The sequence below is a fragment of the Luminiphilus sp. nBUS_16 genome (assembly GCF_051201645.1).
GTDB lineage: Bacteria > Pseudomonadota > Gammaproteobacteria > Pseudomonadales > Halieaceae > Luminiphilus.
Genome location: NZ_CP179205.1, coordinates 2,824,593 through 2,839,462, shown reverse-complemented (window position 1 = coordinate 2,839,462; position 14,870 = coordinate 2,824,593). Strand labels below are relative to the sequence as shown.

Below are 14,870 nucleotides of genomic sequence, written 5' to 3'. Positions count from 1 at the left end.
ATTTGTTGGAGAAAGTTAGTGAATGTAGTCAAAAAAACATTCCAGTACGGTGACCATGAGATCACCCTGGAGACAGGTCGTATTGCTCGACAGGCGAGCGGTGCCGTTATGGTTACCATGGGAAATACCAGTGTGTTATGCACGGTGGTCGCGGCACGGGAAATGCGTGCGGGACAGGATTTTTTCCCGCTGTCGGTTCATTACATTGAAAAAAGATATGCAGTTGGAAAAATTCCGGGAGGCTTTTTCAAGCGAGAAGCGCGGCCCAGCGAAAAGGAAACGCTGACGTCACGGTTGATTGACCGCCCTGTTCGTCCGCTGTTCCCTAACGGGTTCATGAATGAAGTGCAGGTGGTTTGTACCGTTATGTCAGCTGACAACGAAACGGATCCTGATATTCCTGCAATGATTGGTACATCGGCAGCATTAGCTATTTCGGGCTGTCCATTCAACGGACCTATTGGCGGTGCCCGAGTTGGCTTTACTGAGGCGAAGGGTTATTTGTTAAACCCAAGCTACAGTGCTCTCAAGAGTAGTCAGCTCGATATGGTGGTTGCCGGCACTTCTGAAGCTGTGTTGATGGTTGAGTCTGAGGCTCAGGAGTTAACCGAAGATCAGATGTTGGGCGCGGTATTGTTTGCCCATCAAGAAATGCAAACAGTGATCAAAGCGATTAATGAACTGGTTGAAGAGGCGGGCAAGCCACGCTGGGACTGGTCTGCGGCGCCGGTAGACGAGGCGTTAAAAGCTGCTGTCGAAGCTGAGGCCAAGGCTGGCTTGGGTGAGGCATACCGCATTACTGAAAAAGCGGCGCGCTACGAGCGTGTTGGTGAAGTGCGAGATGCCACGATGGCCGCACTAGCGGTAGAAGGTGGTCCCTCTAAAGACGACATCAAGGACCAATTCAAGGCTCTCGAAAAGAACATTGTTCGGCAGCGCATCATCAGCGGTGAGCCGCGCATTGATGGTCGTGACGGCCGCACAGTTAGGCCTATCGTGTGTGAGGTCGACGTTCTCGACAAGGCACACGGCTCAGCTTTGTTTACTCGTGGTGAAACGCAGGCCATTGGTGCGGTGACGTTAGGCTCTAGTCGCGATGCACAGATCATCGACGCCCTCGAAGGCGAGCGACGGGATCCTTTTATGCTCCACTACAACTTCCCTCCCTACTCTGTGGGCGAGGCGGGTCGTATTGGTTTCACCAGTCGACGTGAGATTGGTCACGGTCGTTTGGCTCGACGCGGTCTTGCCGCGACACTGCCTACCGAAGAAGAGTTTCCCTACACGGTTCGCGTGGTATCTGAGATTACTGAATCAAACGGCTCTAGCTCCATGGCCTCTGTTTGTGTTGGCTCCTTGGCAATGATGGCTGCGGGCGTGCCCGTCAAGGCACCGGTAGCCGGCATTGCAATGGGTCTTGTGAAGGAAGGCAATCAGTTTGCGGTCCTTACGGATATCCTTGGCGATGAGGATCATCTCGGTGATATGGACTTCAAAGTGGCGGGTACTTCAGGCGGTATTACTGCGCTCCAAATGGATATCAAGATCGAAGGTATCAATGAGCAAATTATGGAGATCGCCCTCGAGCAGGCCATGCAAGCTCGCCTGCATATCTTGGGACAGATGAACTCAGTCTTGGCAGCACCCCGTGAGATCGTGTCAGAAAATGCGCCCAGCATGGTGCAGCTGAAAATTGACTCAGACAAAATACGCGACATTATCGGTAAGGGTGGAGCCACAATACGTTCAATTACTGAAGAATCTGGTGCGACCGTTGATATCGAAGACGACGGTACAGTGAAGGTCTTTGGTGTCACTAAAGAATCTCGTGATCACGCTGTTAACGCGATTATGGCGATTACCGCTGAAGCCGAAGTAGGTGCAATCTACGAAGGTACGATTGCACGCATTGTCGATTTCGGTGCGTTCGTCACCATCTTGCCGGGCAAGGACGGTTTGGTACACATTTCGCAGATCGCTGAAGAGCGTGTTGAGAATGTCACAGACTACCTGAAAGAAGGTGAGACGGTCCGGGTTAAAGTACTCGACGTGGACCAGCGTGGCCGTATTAAGCTCTCGATTAAAGAGGTTGCTGCTGATGAAGCGACCGATGCTGCAGAGCCTGCTGGGGAAGCCGAGCCTGAGGACCTTTCTGAGGAATAGGTTACTGAGCACCGATAAAAAAACCGCGACACGTCGCGGTTTTTTTATGTCTACCTTCAATGAAGCCGTAAAAAGACTACTGAGATGGCTAAGTGTCGTCGTTTCTGCGAGCCACCAGATCCTGAACCACCGAAGGGTCAGCTAGTGTTGAGATATCTCCGAGGTTATCAAAATCGCACTCTGCGATTTTTCTGAGAATCCGTCGCATAATTTTCCCTGAACGGGTTTTTGGCAGCCCGGGAGCCCATTGGATAATGTCGGGCTTGGCAATGGGCCCTATCTCTTTGACGCAAAGTTGGATGAGCTCCGCCTTTAAATCATCGTTGGCTGTAATGCCTGCTTTGGGGGTGACATAGGCATAAATACCTTGCCCCTTAATGTCGTGGGGAAATCCTACGACTGCAGATTCTGCTATGTCTGGGTGTTCTCCGAGTGCTGCTTCCACTTCGGCTGTACCCATGCGGTGTCCCGAAACATTGAGGACGTCGTCAACTCGCCCCGTGATCCGGTAATAGCCCTCTGCGTCTCTCAGTGCGCCATCGCCGGTGAAATAATACCCTTCATAGGTACTAAAATAAGTATCGAGCATGCGCTGATGATCGTTGTACACCGAGCGTATTTGTCCTGGCCATGATCGTTTTATGGCGAGATAACCCGCAGCCTCGCCTTCAAGCACTTGGCCATTTTCATCGAGCAGCACAGGTTCAACGCCAAAAAATGGGAAGCCGGCGTAGCCCGGCTTGAGGGGGTGAGCTCCTGGCAGCGGCGTGATCATGATGCCCCCGGTTTCAGTTTGCCACCACGTGTCGACGATTGGACAGCGTCCGTCACCCACAATCTTGTGATACCACTCCCAGGCTTCGGGGTTAATAGGTTCACCGACTGAGCCAAGAACCCGCAGTGTTGTTCTAGAGTGGCGATTGACCCACTCATCACCCATTCCCATCAGTGCGCGAATTGCGGTAGGGGCCGTGAAAAACAAAGTCACCGAATGTTTATCAACGACCTGCCAGAAACGGCCTGCGTCGGGATAGGTGGGAATGCCCTCAAAAATGACCGATGTTGCCCCGTTGGCGAGGGGTCCATAAACGATATAGCTGTGGCCTGTCACCCAACCTACGTCGGCGGTACACCACCAAATATCGTTGGCTTGATAGTCAAATACATAGCGGAAGGTCATTGCTGCCTGAAGTAGGTAACCACCCGTCGTGTGGAGTACCCCTTTGGGCTTTCCGGTGGAGCCTGAGGTGTACAAAATAAAGAGTGGGTCCTCTGCATCCATTGCCTCGGGAGCACATTCTGTCTCGGCAGCCTCGCAAGCCGAGGCATAGTCCATATCACGGCCGTCATGCCAATCGATCTCTCCACCCGTATGGGCCACCACAATGACGGACCTTACACAGCTGCAGCTCTCCAATGCGGTATCAACGTTGGCCTTGAGTGGGATTTTTCGTCCGCCACGAATGCCCTCGTCGGCAGTGATCACCATGGCGCAGTCGGCATCGTTAATTCGATTTTGGAGCGCCTCAGGTGAGAAGCCACCAAATACCACTGAGTGGATTGCGCCAATACGGGCACAAGCCAGCATGGCAAAGGTCGCTTCGGGTATCATGGGCATGTAAATACAGACTCGATCGCCCCGCCCAATGCCTTGTGACTTAAGAACGTTAGCCAGCCGGCAAACAGCGTTCTTCAGCTCCCCATAGCTGATACGCCTGCTGTTATTGGGGTCATCGCCCTCCCATATAAAGGCAGTCTGCTCAGCGCGCTCTGGGAGGTGTCTGTCGATGCAATTGACCGAGACATTGAGTTTGCCACCCACGAACCAATGGGCTTCTCCTGTACTTATGTCTGCGTCTACAACCTGAGTCCAGGGTGCTTCCCAGTCGAGGAATTCTTGAGCGCGGGCCGTCCAAAATGCAGAGGGATCATCTAGGGATTCTCGGTACCACTGCTCGTAGGTTTCGGGGCTGATGTGCGCCTTGGAAAAACTCGCAGGTACTGGGTACAGGGGGTGCTCAGACATACTGGATCGCTCTTGTGGTAGACAACCATAAATGACGCCCCCAGCTTACTATTATTGGGTTCAATGCTGAAGCCGACCGAGGTTATCTTTAAATTGATAGAGTGGTTGCAGGCTATCACCATGGCAGGATATTGCTGCGGCGCTGACCCTGCAGTGGAACGAAAGGAAATGGGTTAATAGCAGCAAGTAACAGCTCAACGGTGAGCTTAAAACCCTTAAAAAATTGTTTTCGTTACACGCTTATCACAAGTCACACTGGTTACATGGGAGTGAGTGGAAGCAGGGCTTAGGCACGTAGCTGGTCACGTAAAAGGTGTAGCCGTTAGATCCGTGCGACCCCATCACAGGTAAGTCGCACCTAGAGACACTCTACTTTTTGTGTGGCTCGAGGGTATTATTGTTTACGGGCTAGGACTCTATTTGCGCAGTCAAGCGGCTAGAGAATGGAGATTCAGGTAGTCTTAACCGCGGCACGTTTTTTGTCTGTTATGAGACGTGGTCTAAGCAACAAGACGTTAAAGGATGCGAACTATGAGCCAGTTGTCGGAAGCGCAGGCTAAAGAGTATTGGAAGCGCAATCGCAGTTTGATGATTCGCCTGATGATCATATGGTTTGTAGTCAGTTTTGGCTGTGGGATTTTGTGGGTCGACACCCTCAATCTTATTCAAGTGGGCGGCTATAAGTTGGGTTTTTGGTTTGCACAGCAGGGCTCTATTTTTGTGTTTATTGGTTTGATTTTTTATTACGTGGTGGCTATGGCCCGTTTGGATCGTGAGTTTGGGGTGGAGGAAGACTAATGGATCTGGCCACCATTACCTACATCGTTGTGGGTCTGACCTTTACGGTCTACATCGCAATCGCCATCGCAGCACGGGCAGGCTCGACTCAAGAATTTTATGTCGCGGGCGGGGGTATACACCCGATTGCTAATGGTATGGCAACAGCGGCAGATTGGATGTCAGCAGCATCTTTTATCTCTATGGCGGGTTTGATTGGCATTTCCTACAACGGCTACGGGGGTTCGGTCTTTCTCATGGGTTGGACCGGCGGGTACGTGATTCTTGCCATGCTGTTGGCGCCTTACCTCCGCAAATACGGAAAGTTTACGGTACCCGAATTTATCGGAGATCGGTATTACTCGGACACGGCCCGGGTTGTTGCCGTTATTTGTCTGATTTTGTGTTCTGTGACCTATGTCATTGGGCAAATGAAGGGCATTGGTGTGGCCTTCTCCCGATTTTTGGAGACAGATTACGAGACCGGACTGTACACGGGAATGGTCATTGTCTTTTTCTACGCAGTGCTGGGCGGTATGAAGGGCATTACCTACACTCAGATTGCCCAGTATGTCGTGCTCATTCTGGCTTACACGATTCCAGCCATTTTCATTAGCTTTCAGTTGACCGGAAACCCCATTCCGCAGCTAGGCCTGGGTAGCACCTTGGTTGGTAGTGACACGTTCTTGCTTGATAAGCTCGACAGAGTATTGCTGGAGACGGGCTTTAAAGAGTACACGACCTCGGTACGACTGAGTACGCTCAATATGTTTGCTTACACAGCCTCGCTAATGATCGGTACAGCCGGCTTACCCCACGTGATTATTCGCTTTTTTACGGTGCCTAAAGTTCGTGATGCGCGTAAATCAGCGGGATATGCCCTGGTTTTTATCGCCATTCTCTACACAACGGCGCCGGCAGTTGCCGCAATGGCACGACTGAATATTATGCAAACGATTGAACCCAGTTCTGGGCAGCACTTATTGATTGAAGAGCGTCCCCAATGGTTTAAAAACTGGGAGCAAACGGGGTTGCTGGCAATACAGGACAAAAACGGTGATGGCAGGTTGCAGTATGTGGCCGACTCACAGCGTAACGAGCTGGTTAAGCTCGACAACGACATACTGGTGCTGGCCAATCCAGAAATCGCTCAATTGCCCAATTGGATCATCGCGCTGGTGGCCGCCGGTGGTCTCGCGGCAGCGCTTTCAACCGCGGCAGGGCTGCTGCTGGCCATCTCCTCGGCAATTTCCCATGACTTGCTGAAGAGCACTTTCTATCCGTCAATTTCTGAGCAGATGGAGCTCAATGCCTCCCGGGGTGCGATGGCGGTCGCTGTATTCGGGGCAGGCTACCTGGGTTTGAATCCCCCGGGGTTCGCTGCTGGCACTGTGGCACTAGCCTTTGGGCTTGCGGCGGCGTCTATTTTTCCGGCGTTAATGATGGGTATCTTTTCCAGTCGAGTCACTCGGGAGGGTGCCATCACTGGTATGGTGCTTGGGTTGGGGGTCACCTTGTTTTACGTTTTCCAGCACAAGGGGATTATGTTTGTCGCTGACTGGCGATTTTTACCCAGCCTCGGCAAAAATTGGTTTTTTGGTATAGAGCCAAATGCCATTGGTTGTGTCGGTGCCGCGGTCAATTTTATGGTTGCCCTAGGCGTTAGCCGTCTCACGGGTGAGCCGCCTGAGCGCGTTCGTAAACTTGTACAAGAAATACGTATACCCTCTGGCTCTGTAACTGTGCCGCTTCACCACTAAGCCCCCACCCGTTTTATTTGGATGATTTGTATGTCGATGTTGACCAATAAGCATGTACTCGCCGCGCTGCTAGTGGCGCCTATTCTCGCAGTGCTCGCCTGGTATGGTGCCGGGCAACTCACCGATGATGTAGAGCAGCAGGCCGCCCCAGCACAAGGGGGAGCCTCCTATCCTTTAGTTGAACGTCCGGGCTGTCGCTATCCGGGTGGTAAATGTGGGCTGTCTAACGAGGGCTTTAAGTTGGCAATTGTGGTTCTGCCAACGGGGCAATTGCGCATGACGTCTGCAGTGCCATTAGATTTTGTGCTGGTTGGACTAGAGTCTGAGGGTGATCAGGGCCCCGTGAAGGCCTTACCTGTGTCGGCTGAACAGGATAGGTGGGTTCATAACTTTATTGTAATGCCGTCGAGTGAAGATCGACTTAGAGTCGTAGCCGGTGTCAGTGGCGCTTCTCTATTTGGTGACGTCGCGCTCACTTTTACTGAACCCAGCGATCAGTAATGCTCTATGACGATATTATCGATGAGGCGCGTTCCCTCTAGCGAGGCCGCACAGAAAATAGCAATATTTGTATCGTCCTCCTGGGCGGGCAGTAAATCTGAACACCGCCTAGCTTCACAATATTCGCTGACAAAGCCAAGCTTGTTGAGGCGCTGGATGACACCGCTGCAAAGCCCTTCATAGTCTCTGGCCCCCCCCTGAATCGCATCGCTAGCAGCGATGAGGTTGCGATATAAGGCAGGGGCTAGGCCCAGCGCTTCTGAGGTCAGATAGTTGTTTCGAGAGCTGAGAGCCAGCCCGTCGGCATTTCGCTGGGTTGGAACACTTTCGATCCGAACGGGAATTCTCAGGTCAGCCACCATTTTTCTAATCACTAGCAGCTGCTGTAGGTCCTTCTCTCCAAACAAGGCGATATCAGCGGCAACTAGGTTTAACAGTTTACAAACGACTGTGGTCACACCGTCAAAGTGGCCGACACGCTTACTGCCACACAAAACATCGGTAAGGCCTGGAACGGTGACCTTGGTGTGGGCTTCTAAACCCGCGGGATATAGATCTTCTACGCCAGGCGTAAATACGAGGGCAACCCCCTCCGCGATCAAGAGTTCAAGGTCTTGCTCCAGCGTTCTAGGATAGGCGTCAAGGTCTTCGGTGGGGCTGAACTGCAGTGGATTCACGAAGATCGAAACAACGACATGCTCAGCCATGGTCAAGCCTTGCCGAACTAGGCTTAGGTGCCCCTCGTGCAAATTGCCCATTGTTGGCACAAAGGCAACCGTGCCGTCTCCACGCACCGACTTAAGGCGTTGACGCAGCTCGTCGGAGTCTTTGGCTATCTCCATTGACCTCTGTACCTCGGCTAGGAGTAGGTGTGCTGTTCTTTGGGGTATACCCCACTCTTTACGGCTTCTACGAAGGCGCGCAAAGCGACCTGTACGGATGCTGAACCGGTCATGAAGTTCTCTACAAACTTCGGAGGATGTTCGCTCAGCCCCAACATGTCGTGTAACACTAGCACTTGGGCGTCAGTACCTGGGCCTGCGCCAATGCCTATCACCGGAATATCAAGTTTTGAGCTAATGTCTGCCGCAAGGTGTGCAGGAATGCACTCAAGTACGAGTAAACTAGCCCCAGCATCCTGAATTTCAACGGCATCGGCTAAAATCGACTTGGCTTCTTTTGGGGTCCTTCCCTGTACTTTGTAACCCCCAAATACGTTCACGGATTGTGGCGTCAGCCCTAAGTGGGCACACACTGGGATACCGCGCTCTACCAGTTGATGGATGGTGTCACTCAGCCATACGCCCCCTTCGAGTTTGACCATCTGAGCTCCTGCTTGCATCAGCATCATGCCTGACGCCAAAGCCTTGTCGGTTGTGTCATAGCTCATAAATGGCATATCTGCGACAACGAGGGAGCGTGGTGCCCCGCGACAAACGCAGCTTGTGTGATAGGCCATGTCGCTGATGGTGACGGGTATCGTTGTGTCGTGCCCTTGCAACACCATGCCTAGTGAGTCGCCAACAAGAATTGTTTCAGCGCCTGCATCACTGATTAGCCGCGAAAAAGTGGCGTCATAGGCGGTCATCATGACGAACTTCTCGCCGTCCGATTTCATTTTATTCAGCGTACCGATGGTTATCTTGTCACTCATCTGCGCTATCCGATTGCCTTTGTGTCATCGTTGGGTTTCCTGTGGGTGCAAGGTTAACCGAAGAAGGTGGGATTGAAATAGTGCCGGCCACTACGAATATCGAGTAGGTAATCGACAAGTTGAGAAAAATCTTCGTGTCCCTGCGACAAATCGATCTCGTTAGCATTAACGATCAGTAACGGAGCGGCGTCATAATAAAGAAAAAACTCGCTGTAGACCTCGTTGATTTGCTCAAGGTACTCGCGATCGATTCTGCGCTCGCTGGCTACGCCTCGCGTCAATATGCGGTCAAGGAGGCGGTCAGGAGAGGCCTGCAGGTAGATGACCAAGTCGGGTAGGGGCGCATCTATTGTGAGCTGTTGAAACACCTTTTCGTAGAGAGCGTACTCATCGGGGTCTAAATTGATTCTGGCAAACAAAGGGTCTTTATCTATAAGGAAGTCAGACACCCTAACAGGTTCAAATATATCAGTCTGTCGAAGGTCGGCAATTTTTTGGCTGCGTTGAAAAAGGAAAAAGAGCTGTGTCGCCAAGGCAGCTTCTTTACGATTTTGGTAAAAACGCTCTAAGAAGGGGTTTTCATGGGCGTCCTCAAGCATCACCTGATAGTTGAAAGCCTCCGCTAGACGTCGCGCAAGGGTTGTTTTGCCTACGCCAATAGGACCCTCGACCGCGATGTATCCGGGCGGGTTGCGACCCCGCAAATCTAAATTTGCAGGTTCAAAACTTTGATGGGAATTGGCGTTCAAAGTGGATTTCCAGGTATCTCGCCGTTGTAAAGTTGTACTGAACTCAGCTTCAGGTCGTGTGTGGGGCAGCCCGCGAGTAATGTAACAATATCCACACCATTGGGCATCAGATATTCGTTGCCTAGAAGCTCGGCGAGGGGCTTGAGAACAAAATCTCTTTGATACAGGCCCGGATGTGGAAGGGTCAGCCGTTTGCTCTCTAATGAGGCGTCACCGTAGAGCAGCAGGTCGAGGTCGATGCAGCGTTCTCCCCAACGTCTTTTGCGGACCCTACCCATTGTGGTCTCTATTGCGAGGAGGGCCGTCAATAGATCGTTGGGACTGGTGGTTGTTGCAATCTGTGCGCAGGCATTTAGAAAAGGCGGTTGATCGCTGGGGCCCATAGGCTGAGATTCGTAAACCGATGAGACTGCGACAAGTTGGGTATCGGGTAACGCGGCCAAGGCGTCACAGGCCCGGCGAAGTTGCGTGGCAGGATCTTCAAGATTTGAGCCTAGCCCCACGAACGCCTCGGTCAACCCTCTCTCTTCCTTCTTGGCCTGCGGCGACGGGGGGATTTATCCTCTGTGCGTGGCGGTGCTGTCCCTACTAAGTCAGGGTACTCCAACTGTTGCTGCTCCCAGAATTCACCGGCGTTATTCAGCGTTTCCGAAGATTCCTCGCGTAAAAGCAATAGGTCGTAAGCAGCACGGAATCTACGATCTGCAAGGAGGTCTTTGACGCGCTTGGGCTGCCGTCTTTCGAGGCGAGTTTGTAGTTCCCAAATCTCTCTGACGGGGAAAGAAAACCGCTTTGGAATTGCCATTTTTTGGCAAGTTTCAGCAATCACCTGTTGTCCTGCACTATGAATAGCCTGTGCAGCCGCCTCTCCAGCCCTCACCAAGTTGTCAGCGCGTGTTTGCACGACAGGCCAAAGCAGGGCAGCTAGTAAAAAAGCAGGTGTTACGTGGCGCCCGTCTTTGACTCTCTGATCAGTATTGCCCATGGCTTGCGTCACCAGCGTCTTGAAGCGTGGCTCTTTTTCGATAAGAAAAGCCGCGTCCGGACACAAGCTGTCCAATAGCTGATACCGCAGAAGCAGTAAAAGCGTGGGGCGCCCGTGGCCGGCCATAAATAGTTTTAAGAATTCATCAAAAAGCCGCGCAGGTGGAATTTCTGCCAGTAGCGGACCGCATACGCGGATAGCCGCCTCGGTTTCTGACTCGATATCAAATTGTAATTTTGCGGCAAACCGAACGACTCTAAGCATCCGCACTGGGTCTTCGCGATAGCGCGTTTGAGGATCGCCCAAAACACGAACAAGGCGGGCATTAATGTCCTTTTGTCCATCCATTTGGTCCAGCACGGACCCGTCGATCGGATTGTAATACATAGCGTTAATCGTGAGATCACGTCGAGCAGCGTCCTCGGCTAAAGTGCCATAGACGTTGTCACGCAGCAGTAGACCTTTGTCTGACTGTTTACTGGCACTTTTGATGGAGCCCTCGCTCAGGTGAGGCCCTCGATAGGTTGTGACTTCAATGATCTCGCGGCCGTCTCTTACGTGTACGATCTGAAAGCGCCGGCCAATAATTCTTGCACTGCGAAAAAGCCCCTTTACCTCTTCGGGTGTGGCATTGGTTGCAACGTCAAAATCTTTGGGTTTGTTCCCGAGAATAAGGTCTCTAACCGCGCCACCAACGATATAACCTTCGTAATCTGCAGCACGGAGCTTCTCTACCACACGGATGGCAGCGGGGCTCACATATTTGCGATTAATCTTGTTCTTAGCCTGGGGGATTAGAGACACAGAATGTCCTCTGGGCACTTTGAGCCGTAGTGTACTATCCAGAGACGCTCAGGGGGAGTTTGTGTTTCTGACGGACGAAAAGAAACATGGGGAAGTACTCTTCCCCACCCAGGTCCGTTCTTGCTTTATTATTGCTTTTTGGCCGCTTATTATTATTTGGGCTCTGCCCGATAGTTTGCAGGCAACGTGCCAAGAGATAAAACCACATTAATAACAAGGGCTTAGTAATTTTTGCCCTGGCTGCAGCCCGGCTGATACCCCAAAAGTGTTACTTTTATACCCTGTGAGTGTTACTAAGGGTCGATGTCGACGCCCTCACTTAACGCTGACCGCGCTTACTGGGCTGACTGCGGGGTATGCCAAAACGTTGGCGTCGCTCCCAAAGACACTTACGACTCACCCCTAATTTTTGTGCAAGCTGGGTTTCACTCATTGAGTCTTGGTGCTCGAGAACAAAGCGCATAAAGTAATCCTCGAGAGAGAGCTCTTCGTCGGTTGCCAACGGGTCCTCGGGATCAATTTCTGTAGTTACACCCGCTACGATTGAGAGCGGCGCATCGTGATTGCTTGCCGCGATTGACGTCAGGCCCATATCGAAAGCTTCTACAAACTCTCCCTCTGCCATGACCAAGCCGCGCTCTACGGCATGCTCGAGTTCTCTTACATTCCCTGGCCAGGGGTGCTGCGCCACCAAATTAATAGCGTTTTCGCTCAAAGCACGCGGCTGTATGCCAAGCTTTTCGGCCAGCGTCGCGGCAAACCACTGCGCCATAGAGGCAATATCTACCGATCGCTGTCTCAATGGCGGAATTGTAAGGCCTAACACGTTGATTCGATAAAAAAGATCTTTTCGAAACTCGTTTCGGCTCGCAAGTGCCGATAAATCTCTGTGGGTTGCGCAGATAAGTCGTACGTCCACCGTTTTACTACTGACGGCACCGATTTGTCGGATCTCACCTTCTTGGATGAAGCGTAATAATCTGGCTTGTGCAGACTGTGGCAACTCTCCAATTTCGTCGAGGAAGAGTGTGCCTCCATTAGCGGCTTCGATGAGTCCCATGCGGTTACTGGTCGCGCCTGTGAATGCGCCTTTTTCGTAGCCAAAAAGCTCCGACTCGATGAGTGACTCGGGAATGGCTGCACAGTTAAGAGAGACGAGAGGGCGGCCGTTTCGTCGGCTGAATGTGTGCACACGCCTGGCGGTTAATTCTTTGCCTGTTCCAGTTTCACCTTGTATCAGCACCGTTGAGTCAGTGCGCGCCACCTTTTGTATCTGTTCATCAAGTTTTCTTAAGGTCGGGCAGTGACCCTGAAAAAATTGGCGTGTGGGTTGGTGATGTTGTTTGCTTGTGGCGTCGGCGCGGCCCTGCCGGGGGAGCGCTGCCGCTACAACGTTAAGCAAATCATCGTCAGAGCAAGGCTTCGCCAGATAATCGACAGCACCGGCTTTCATAGAATCAACCGCTGAGCGCAGGCTGGCGTAGTTGGTCATGACAATGACGGGGACGGGGCTTGCTGACCGGATAAGTTCAGCGCCACTGGCCCCCGCGAGCTTGAGTTCGGTGACAATCAAGTCAAACTCAGCGAGATTGTATTGAGTTTCAGCTTCTTGAACTCCGGACGCTTCTGCAACCTTATAGTCCCGCGTTTCAAGTACACGGCGCAGGGCCTGTCGTTGCGAGGGCTCGTCGTCAACTAGCAATATCAGTGGCATATCATCAGAATCCGTTGCGAAAAGAGGCAAGGCGCCTTTTACCTAGGTAACATTACTTTAAGTAACCCAGTAACAAAATGGGATTATTTGTTACCTGAGTACCCGAGAAGGGTCCCATTGAGCCAGACTCCATGCGAGCAAAGACGCAGGATCCTTGAGATTAGAGGGCGGACTAGGCTGACCTAAAGCTTTCACTGCGCCCCGTAGGTTGTTAATGGGGTGATCATCGTCTAGGGCTGTTGCGCCCTGTTGCTTGCTGAGTTTAAAGCCGTTTTGATCCTTTATGATGGGTAAATGCCCATATTGAGGGGATGAGAGGCCCAGCCTGCGTTGTAAAAAGACCTGCCGCGGAGTGGAGTCAAGCAGATCTCGTCCGCGAGTCACTTGTGTGGCCAAAGGGGCGGCATCATCTACTGCGGCAGCAAGCTGATAAGCGTACAAGCCATCCCGACGTCGAACGACGAAATCGCTGAGTTGTTGACCAAGGTGCCAGCTTTGGCTGCCTAAAAAATCGTCATCTAATGTGATAAATGTGTCGAGGGGTACTTTTACCCGAATGCTAGCGGAAGCGGCATCGGTCAGGTTTTCATCGGCGCAGGCGTTTTGACAACTACCCGTGGGGCTGAGCATTGCTCGAGTGCAGACGCAATAGAACACGTCACCTTGCTTGTTCAGGCGATTCAGAGCGTGCTCGTAGCGGACGGCGTGATGACTTTGGTACTGAACTTCACCATCAAACTGCAAGCCGTGGCACTTGAGGCTTTTTTGTATGGCAGTTGCCGAGTCGGGGACCGCTCTAGGTGGATCAATATCATCGATTCTGAGGTGCCAACGTCCATTCTGAGAACGTGCATGAAGGAAGCTGCCTACGGCGGCTAACAAGGAGCCTGCGTGCATGGGGCCCGTAGGAGACGGCGCAAAGCGTCCAACCACAGTGTGCTGGATACCCGCATCTGATGGATTGATCGTGATTTCCTAATGGCGCCCAAGACGGCTGGGTTTAACCCAGCTCTTGGCGCTCTTTTATTTCTGAGAGGGTTTTGCAATCAATGCATAGCGTGGCTGTAGGACGAGCTTCAAGCCGTTTAACGCCAATCTCGATGCCGCAGGCATCGCAATAGCCGTAGTCGTCGATCGTGATGCGCTCCAAGGTGCCGTCAATTTTTTTAATTAATTTGCGTTCCCTGTCTCTTGTCCTGAGTTCGAGACTGAACTCTTCTTCCTGAGTGGCCCTGTCAGCGGGGTCAGGAAAGTTCGAGGCTTCATCTTTCATATGCGAGACAGTGCGCGTGACCTCGTCAACCAACTCTGTGCGCCAGTGAAGCAACAGGCCGCGGAAGTGCTCAAGCTGCTCCTCGTTCATATAGGATTCACCGCGAGAGGGCTTGTAGGGCTTAAAATCATCAAAATTTTGCACATTGCCTACTGCTCTAGCTGTTTTCTTCGCCCCACTGGCAGTTTTTTTGGCGGGCTTCTTTTTGTCGGTCTTTTGGTCTGCGGTGGCTTTCGGGGCTTTGGTCACCTTTGCTTTGGTAGGTTTCGCAGGTGCTTTTTTGGCAGCGGCTTTGCCTGCTGCCGGCTTTGCGGCGGCGACCTTTTTGTCAGCAGTTTTTTTAGCCGGGGCTTTAGCCGCAGTTTTTTTGGTGGCAACTGCTTTTGCCGGTGCTTTGCTAGTCACCTTCTTGGTGGCGGTTTTCTTGGTGGCGGTTTTCTTAGCGGTTGGCTTCACAGCGGCCT

The 14,870-nt window shown here is 52.1% G+C and carries 13 protein-coding genes; 4 read left to right on the top strand and 9 right to left on the bottom strand.

The genetic code is table 11. From position 1 onward, the window contains the following. The first annotated feature begins 18 nt into the window (after positions 1–18). Entirely contained in the window at positions 19–2,163 is a 2,145-nt protein-coding gene (pnp, locus tag ACMAY6_RS12610) for a polyribonucleotide nucleotidyltransferase (RefSeq protein WP_435212336.1), read from the top strand. Positions 2,164–2,251: 88 nt separating this feature from the next. Here the strand turns inward: pnp and acs are convergent, their stop codons facing one another. After that, entirely contained in the window at positions 2,252–4,189 is a 1,938-nt protein-coding gene (gene acs / locus ACMAY6_RS12605; protein WP_435212334.1) for an acetate--CoA ligase, read from the bottom strand. Between the two features lie 531 nt (positions 4,190–4,720). Here acs and ACMAY6_RS12600 point away from each other — a divergent pair. Genes ACMAY6_RS12600 through ACMAY6_RS12590 form a run of 3 tightly spaced genes read left to right on the top strand, consistent with a single transcriptional unit; the run spans position 4,721 to position 7,227 of the window. Next, entirely contained in the window at positions 4,721–4,987 is a 267-nt protein-coding gene (locus ACMAY6_RS12600; protein WP_435212333.1) for a DUF4212 domain-containing protein, read from the top strand. Beyond that, entirely contained in the window at positions 4,987–6,726 is a 1,740-nt protein-coding gene (locus tag ACMAY6_RS12595; protein WP_435212331.1) for a sodium:solute symporter family protein, read from the top strand. Before ACMAY6_RS12600 ends, ACMAY6_RS12595 begins: the two co-directional genes overlap by 1 nt. Before the next feature lie 30 nt (positions 6,727–6,756). Continuing rightward, a complete protein-coding gene (locus ACMAY6_RS12590) occupies positions 6,757–7,227 on the top strand; it encodes a hypothetical protein (RefSeq protein WP_435212329.1) in 471 nt (156 codons plus the stop codon). Here the strand turns inward: ACMAY6_RS12590 and panC are convergent. The 8 genes from panC to dksA all read right to left on the bottom strand — a co-directional run bounded on the left by panC (position 7,221) and on the right by dksA (position 14,550). Next, on the bottom strand, positions 7,221–8,069 hold the full coding sequence (gene panC / locus ACMAY6_RS12585; protein WP_435212327.1) for a pantoate--beta-alanine ligase: 849 nt from the start codon (positions 8,067–8,069) through the stop codon (positions 7,221–7,223). The two genes, ACMAY6_RS12590 and panC, sit on opposite strands and share 7 nt — an antisense overlap. Positions 8,070–8,086: 17 nt before the next feature. After that, complete coding sequence (gene panB / locus ACMAY6_RS12580) at positions 8,087–8,881, bottom strand: 3-methyl-2-oxobutanoate hydroxymethyltransferase (RefSeq protein WP_435212326.1); 795 nt, start codon at positions 8,879–8,881, stop codon at positions 8,087–8,089. Between the two features lie 53 nt (positions 8,882–8,934). Further along, positions 8,935–9,630, bottom strand: a complete 696-nt coding sequence (locus ACMAY6_RS12575; protein WP_435212324.1) for a deoxynucleoside kinase — start codon at positions 9,628–9,630, stop codon at positions 8,935–8,937. After that, on the bottom strand, positions 9,627–10,148 hold the full coding sequence (gene folK / locus ACMAY6_RS12570) for a 2-amino-4-hydroxy-6-hydroxymethyldihydropteridine diphosphokinase (protein WP_435212322.1): 522 nt from the start codon (positions 10,146–10,148) through the stop codon (positions 9,627–9,629). The genes ACMAY6_RS12575 and folK overlap by 4 nt, the downstream gene beginning before the upstream one ends. Further along, complete coding sequence (gene pcnB / locus ACMAY6_RS12565) at positions 10,145–11,419, bottom strand: polynucleotide adenylyltransferase PcnB (RefSeq protein ID WP_435212321.1); 1,275 nt, start codon at positions 11,417–11,419, stop codon at positions 10,145–10,147. The genes folK and pcnB overlap by 4 nt, the downstream gene beginning before the upstream one ends. 319 nt (positions 11,420–11,738) lie before the next feature. Continuing rightward, on the bottom strand, positions 11,739–13,133 hold the full coding sequence (locus ACMAY6_RS12560) for a sigma-54-dependent transcriptional regulator (protein ID WP_435212320.1): 1,395 nt from the start codon (positions 13,131–13,133) through the stop codon (positions 11,739–11,741). Positions 13,134–13,223: 90 nt separating this feature from the next. Then, positions 13,224–14,066, bottom strand: coding sequence for a tRNA glutamyl-Q(34) synthetase GluQRS (gluQRS, locus tag ACMAY6_RS12555; RefSeq protein ID WP_435212318.1), 843 nt, complete (start codon positions 14,064–14,066; stop codon positions 13,224–13,226). Positions 14,067–14,133: 67 nt separating this feature from the next. After that, on the bottom strand, positions 14,134–14,550 hold the full coding sequence (gene dksA, locus ACMAY6_RS12550) for an RNA polymerase-binding protein DksA (RefSeq protein WP_435216031.1): 417 nt from the start codon (positions 14,548–14,550) through the stop codon (positions 14,134–14,136). Positions 14,551–14,870 lie beyond the last annotated feature (320 nt).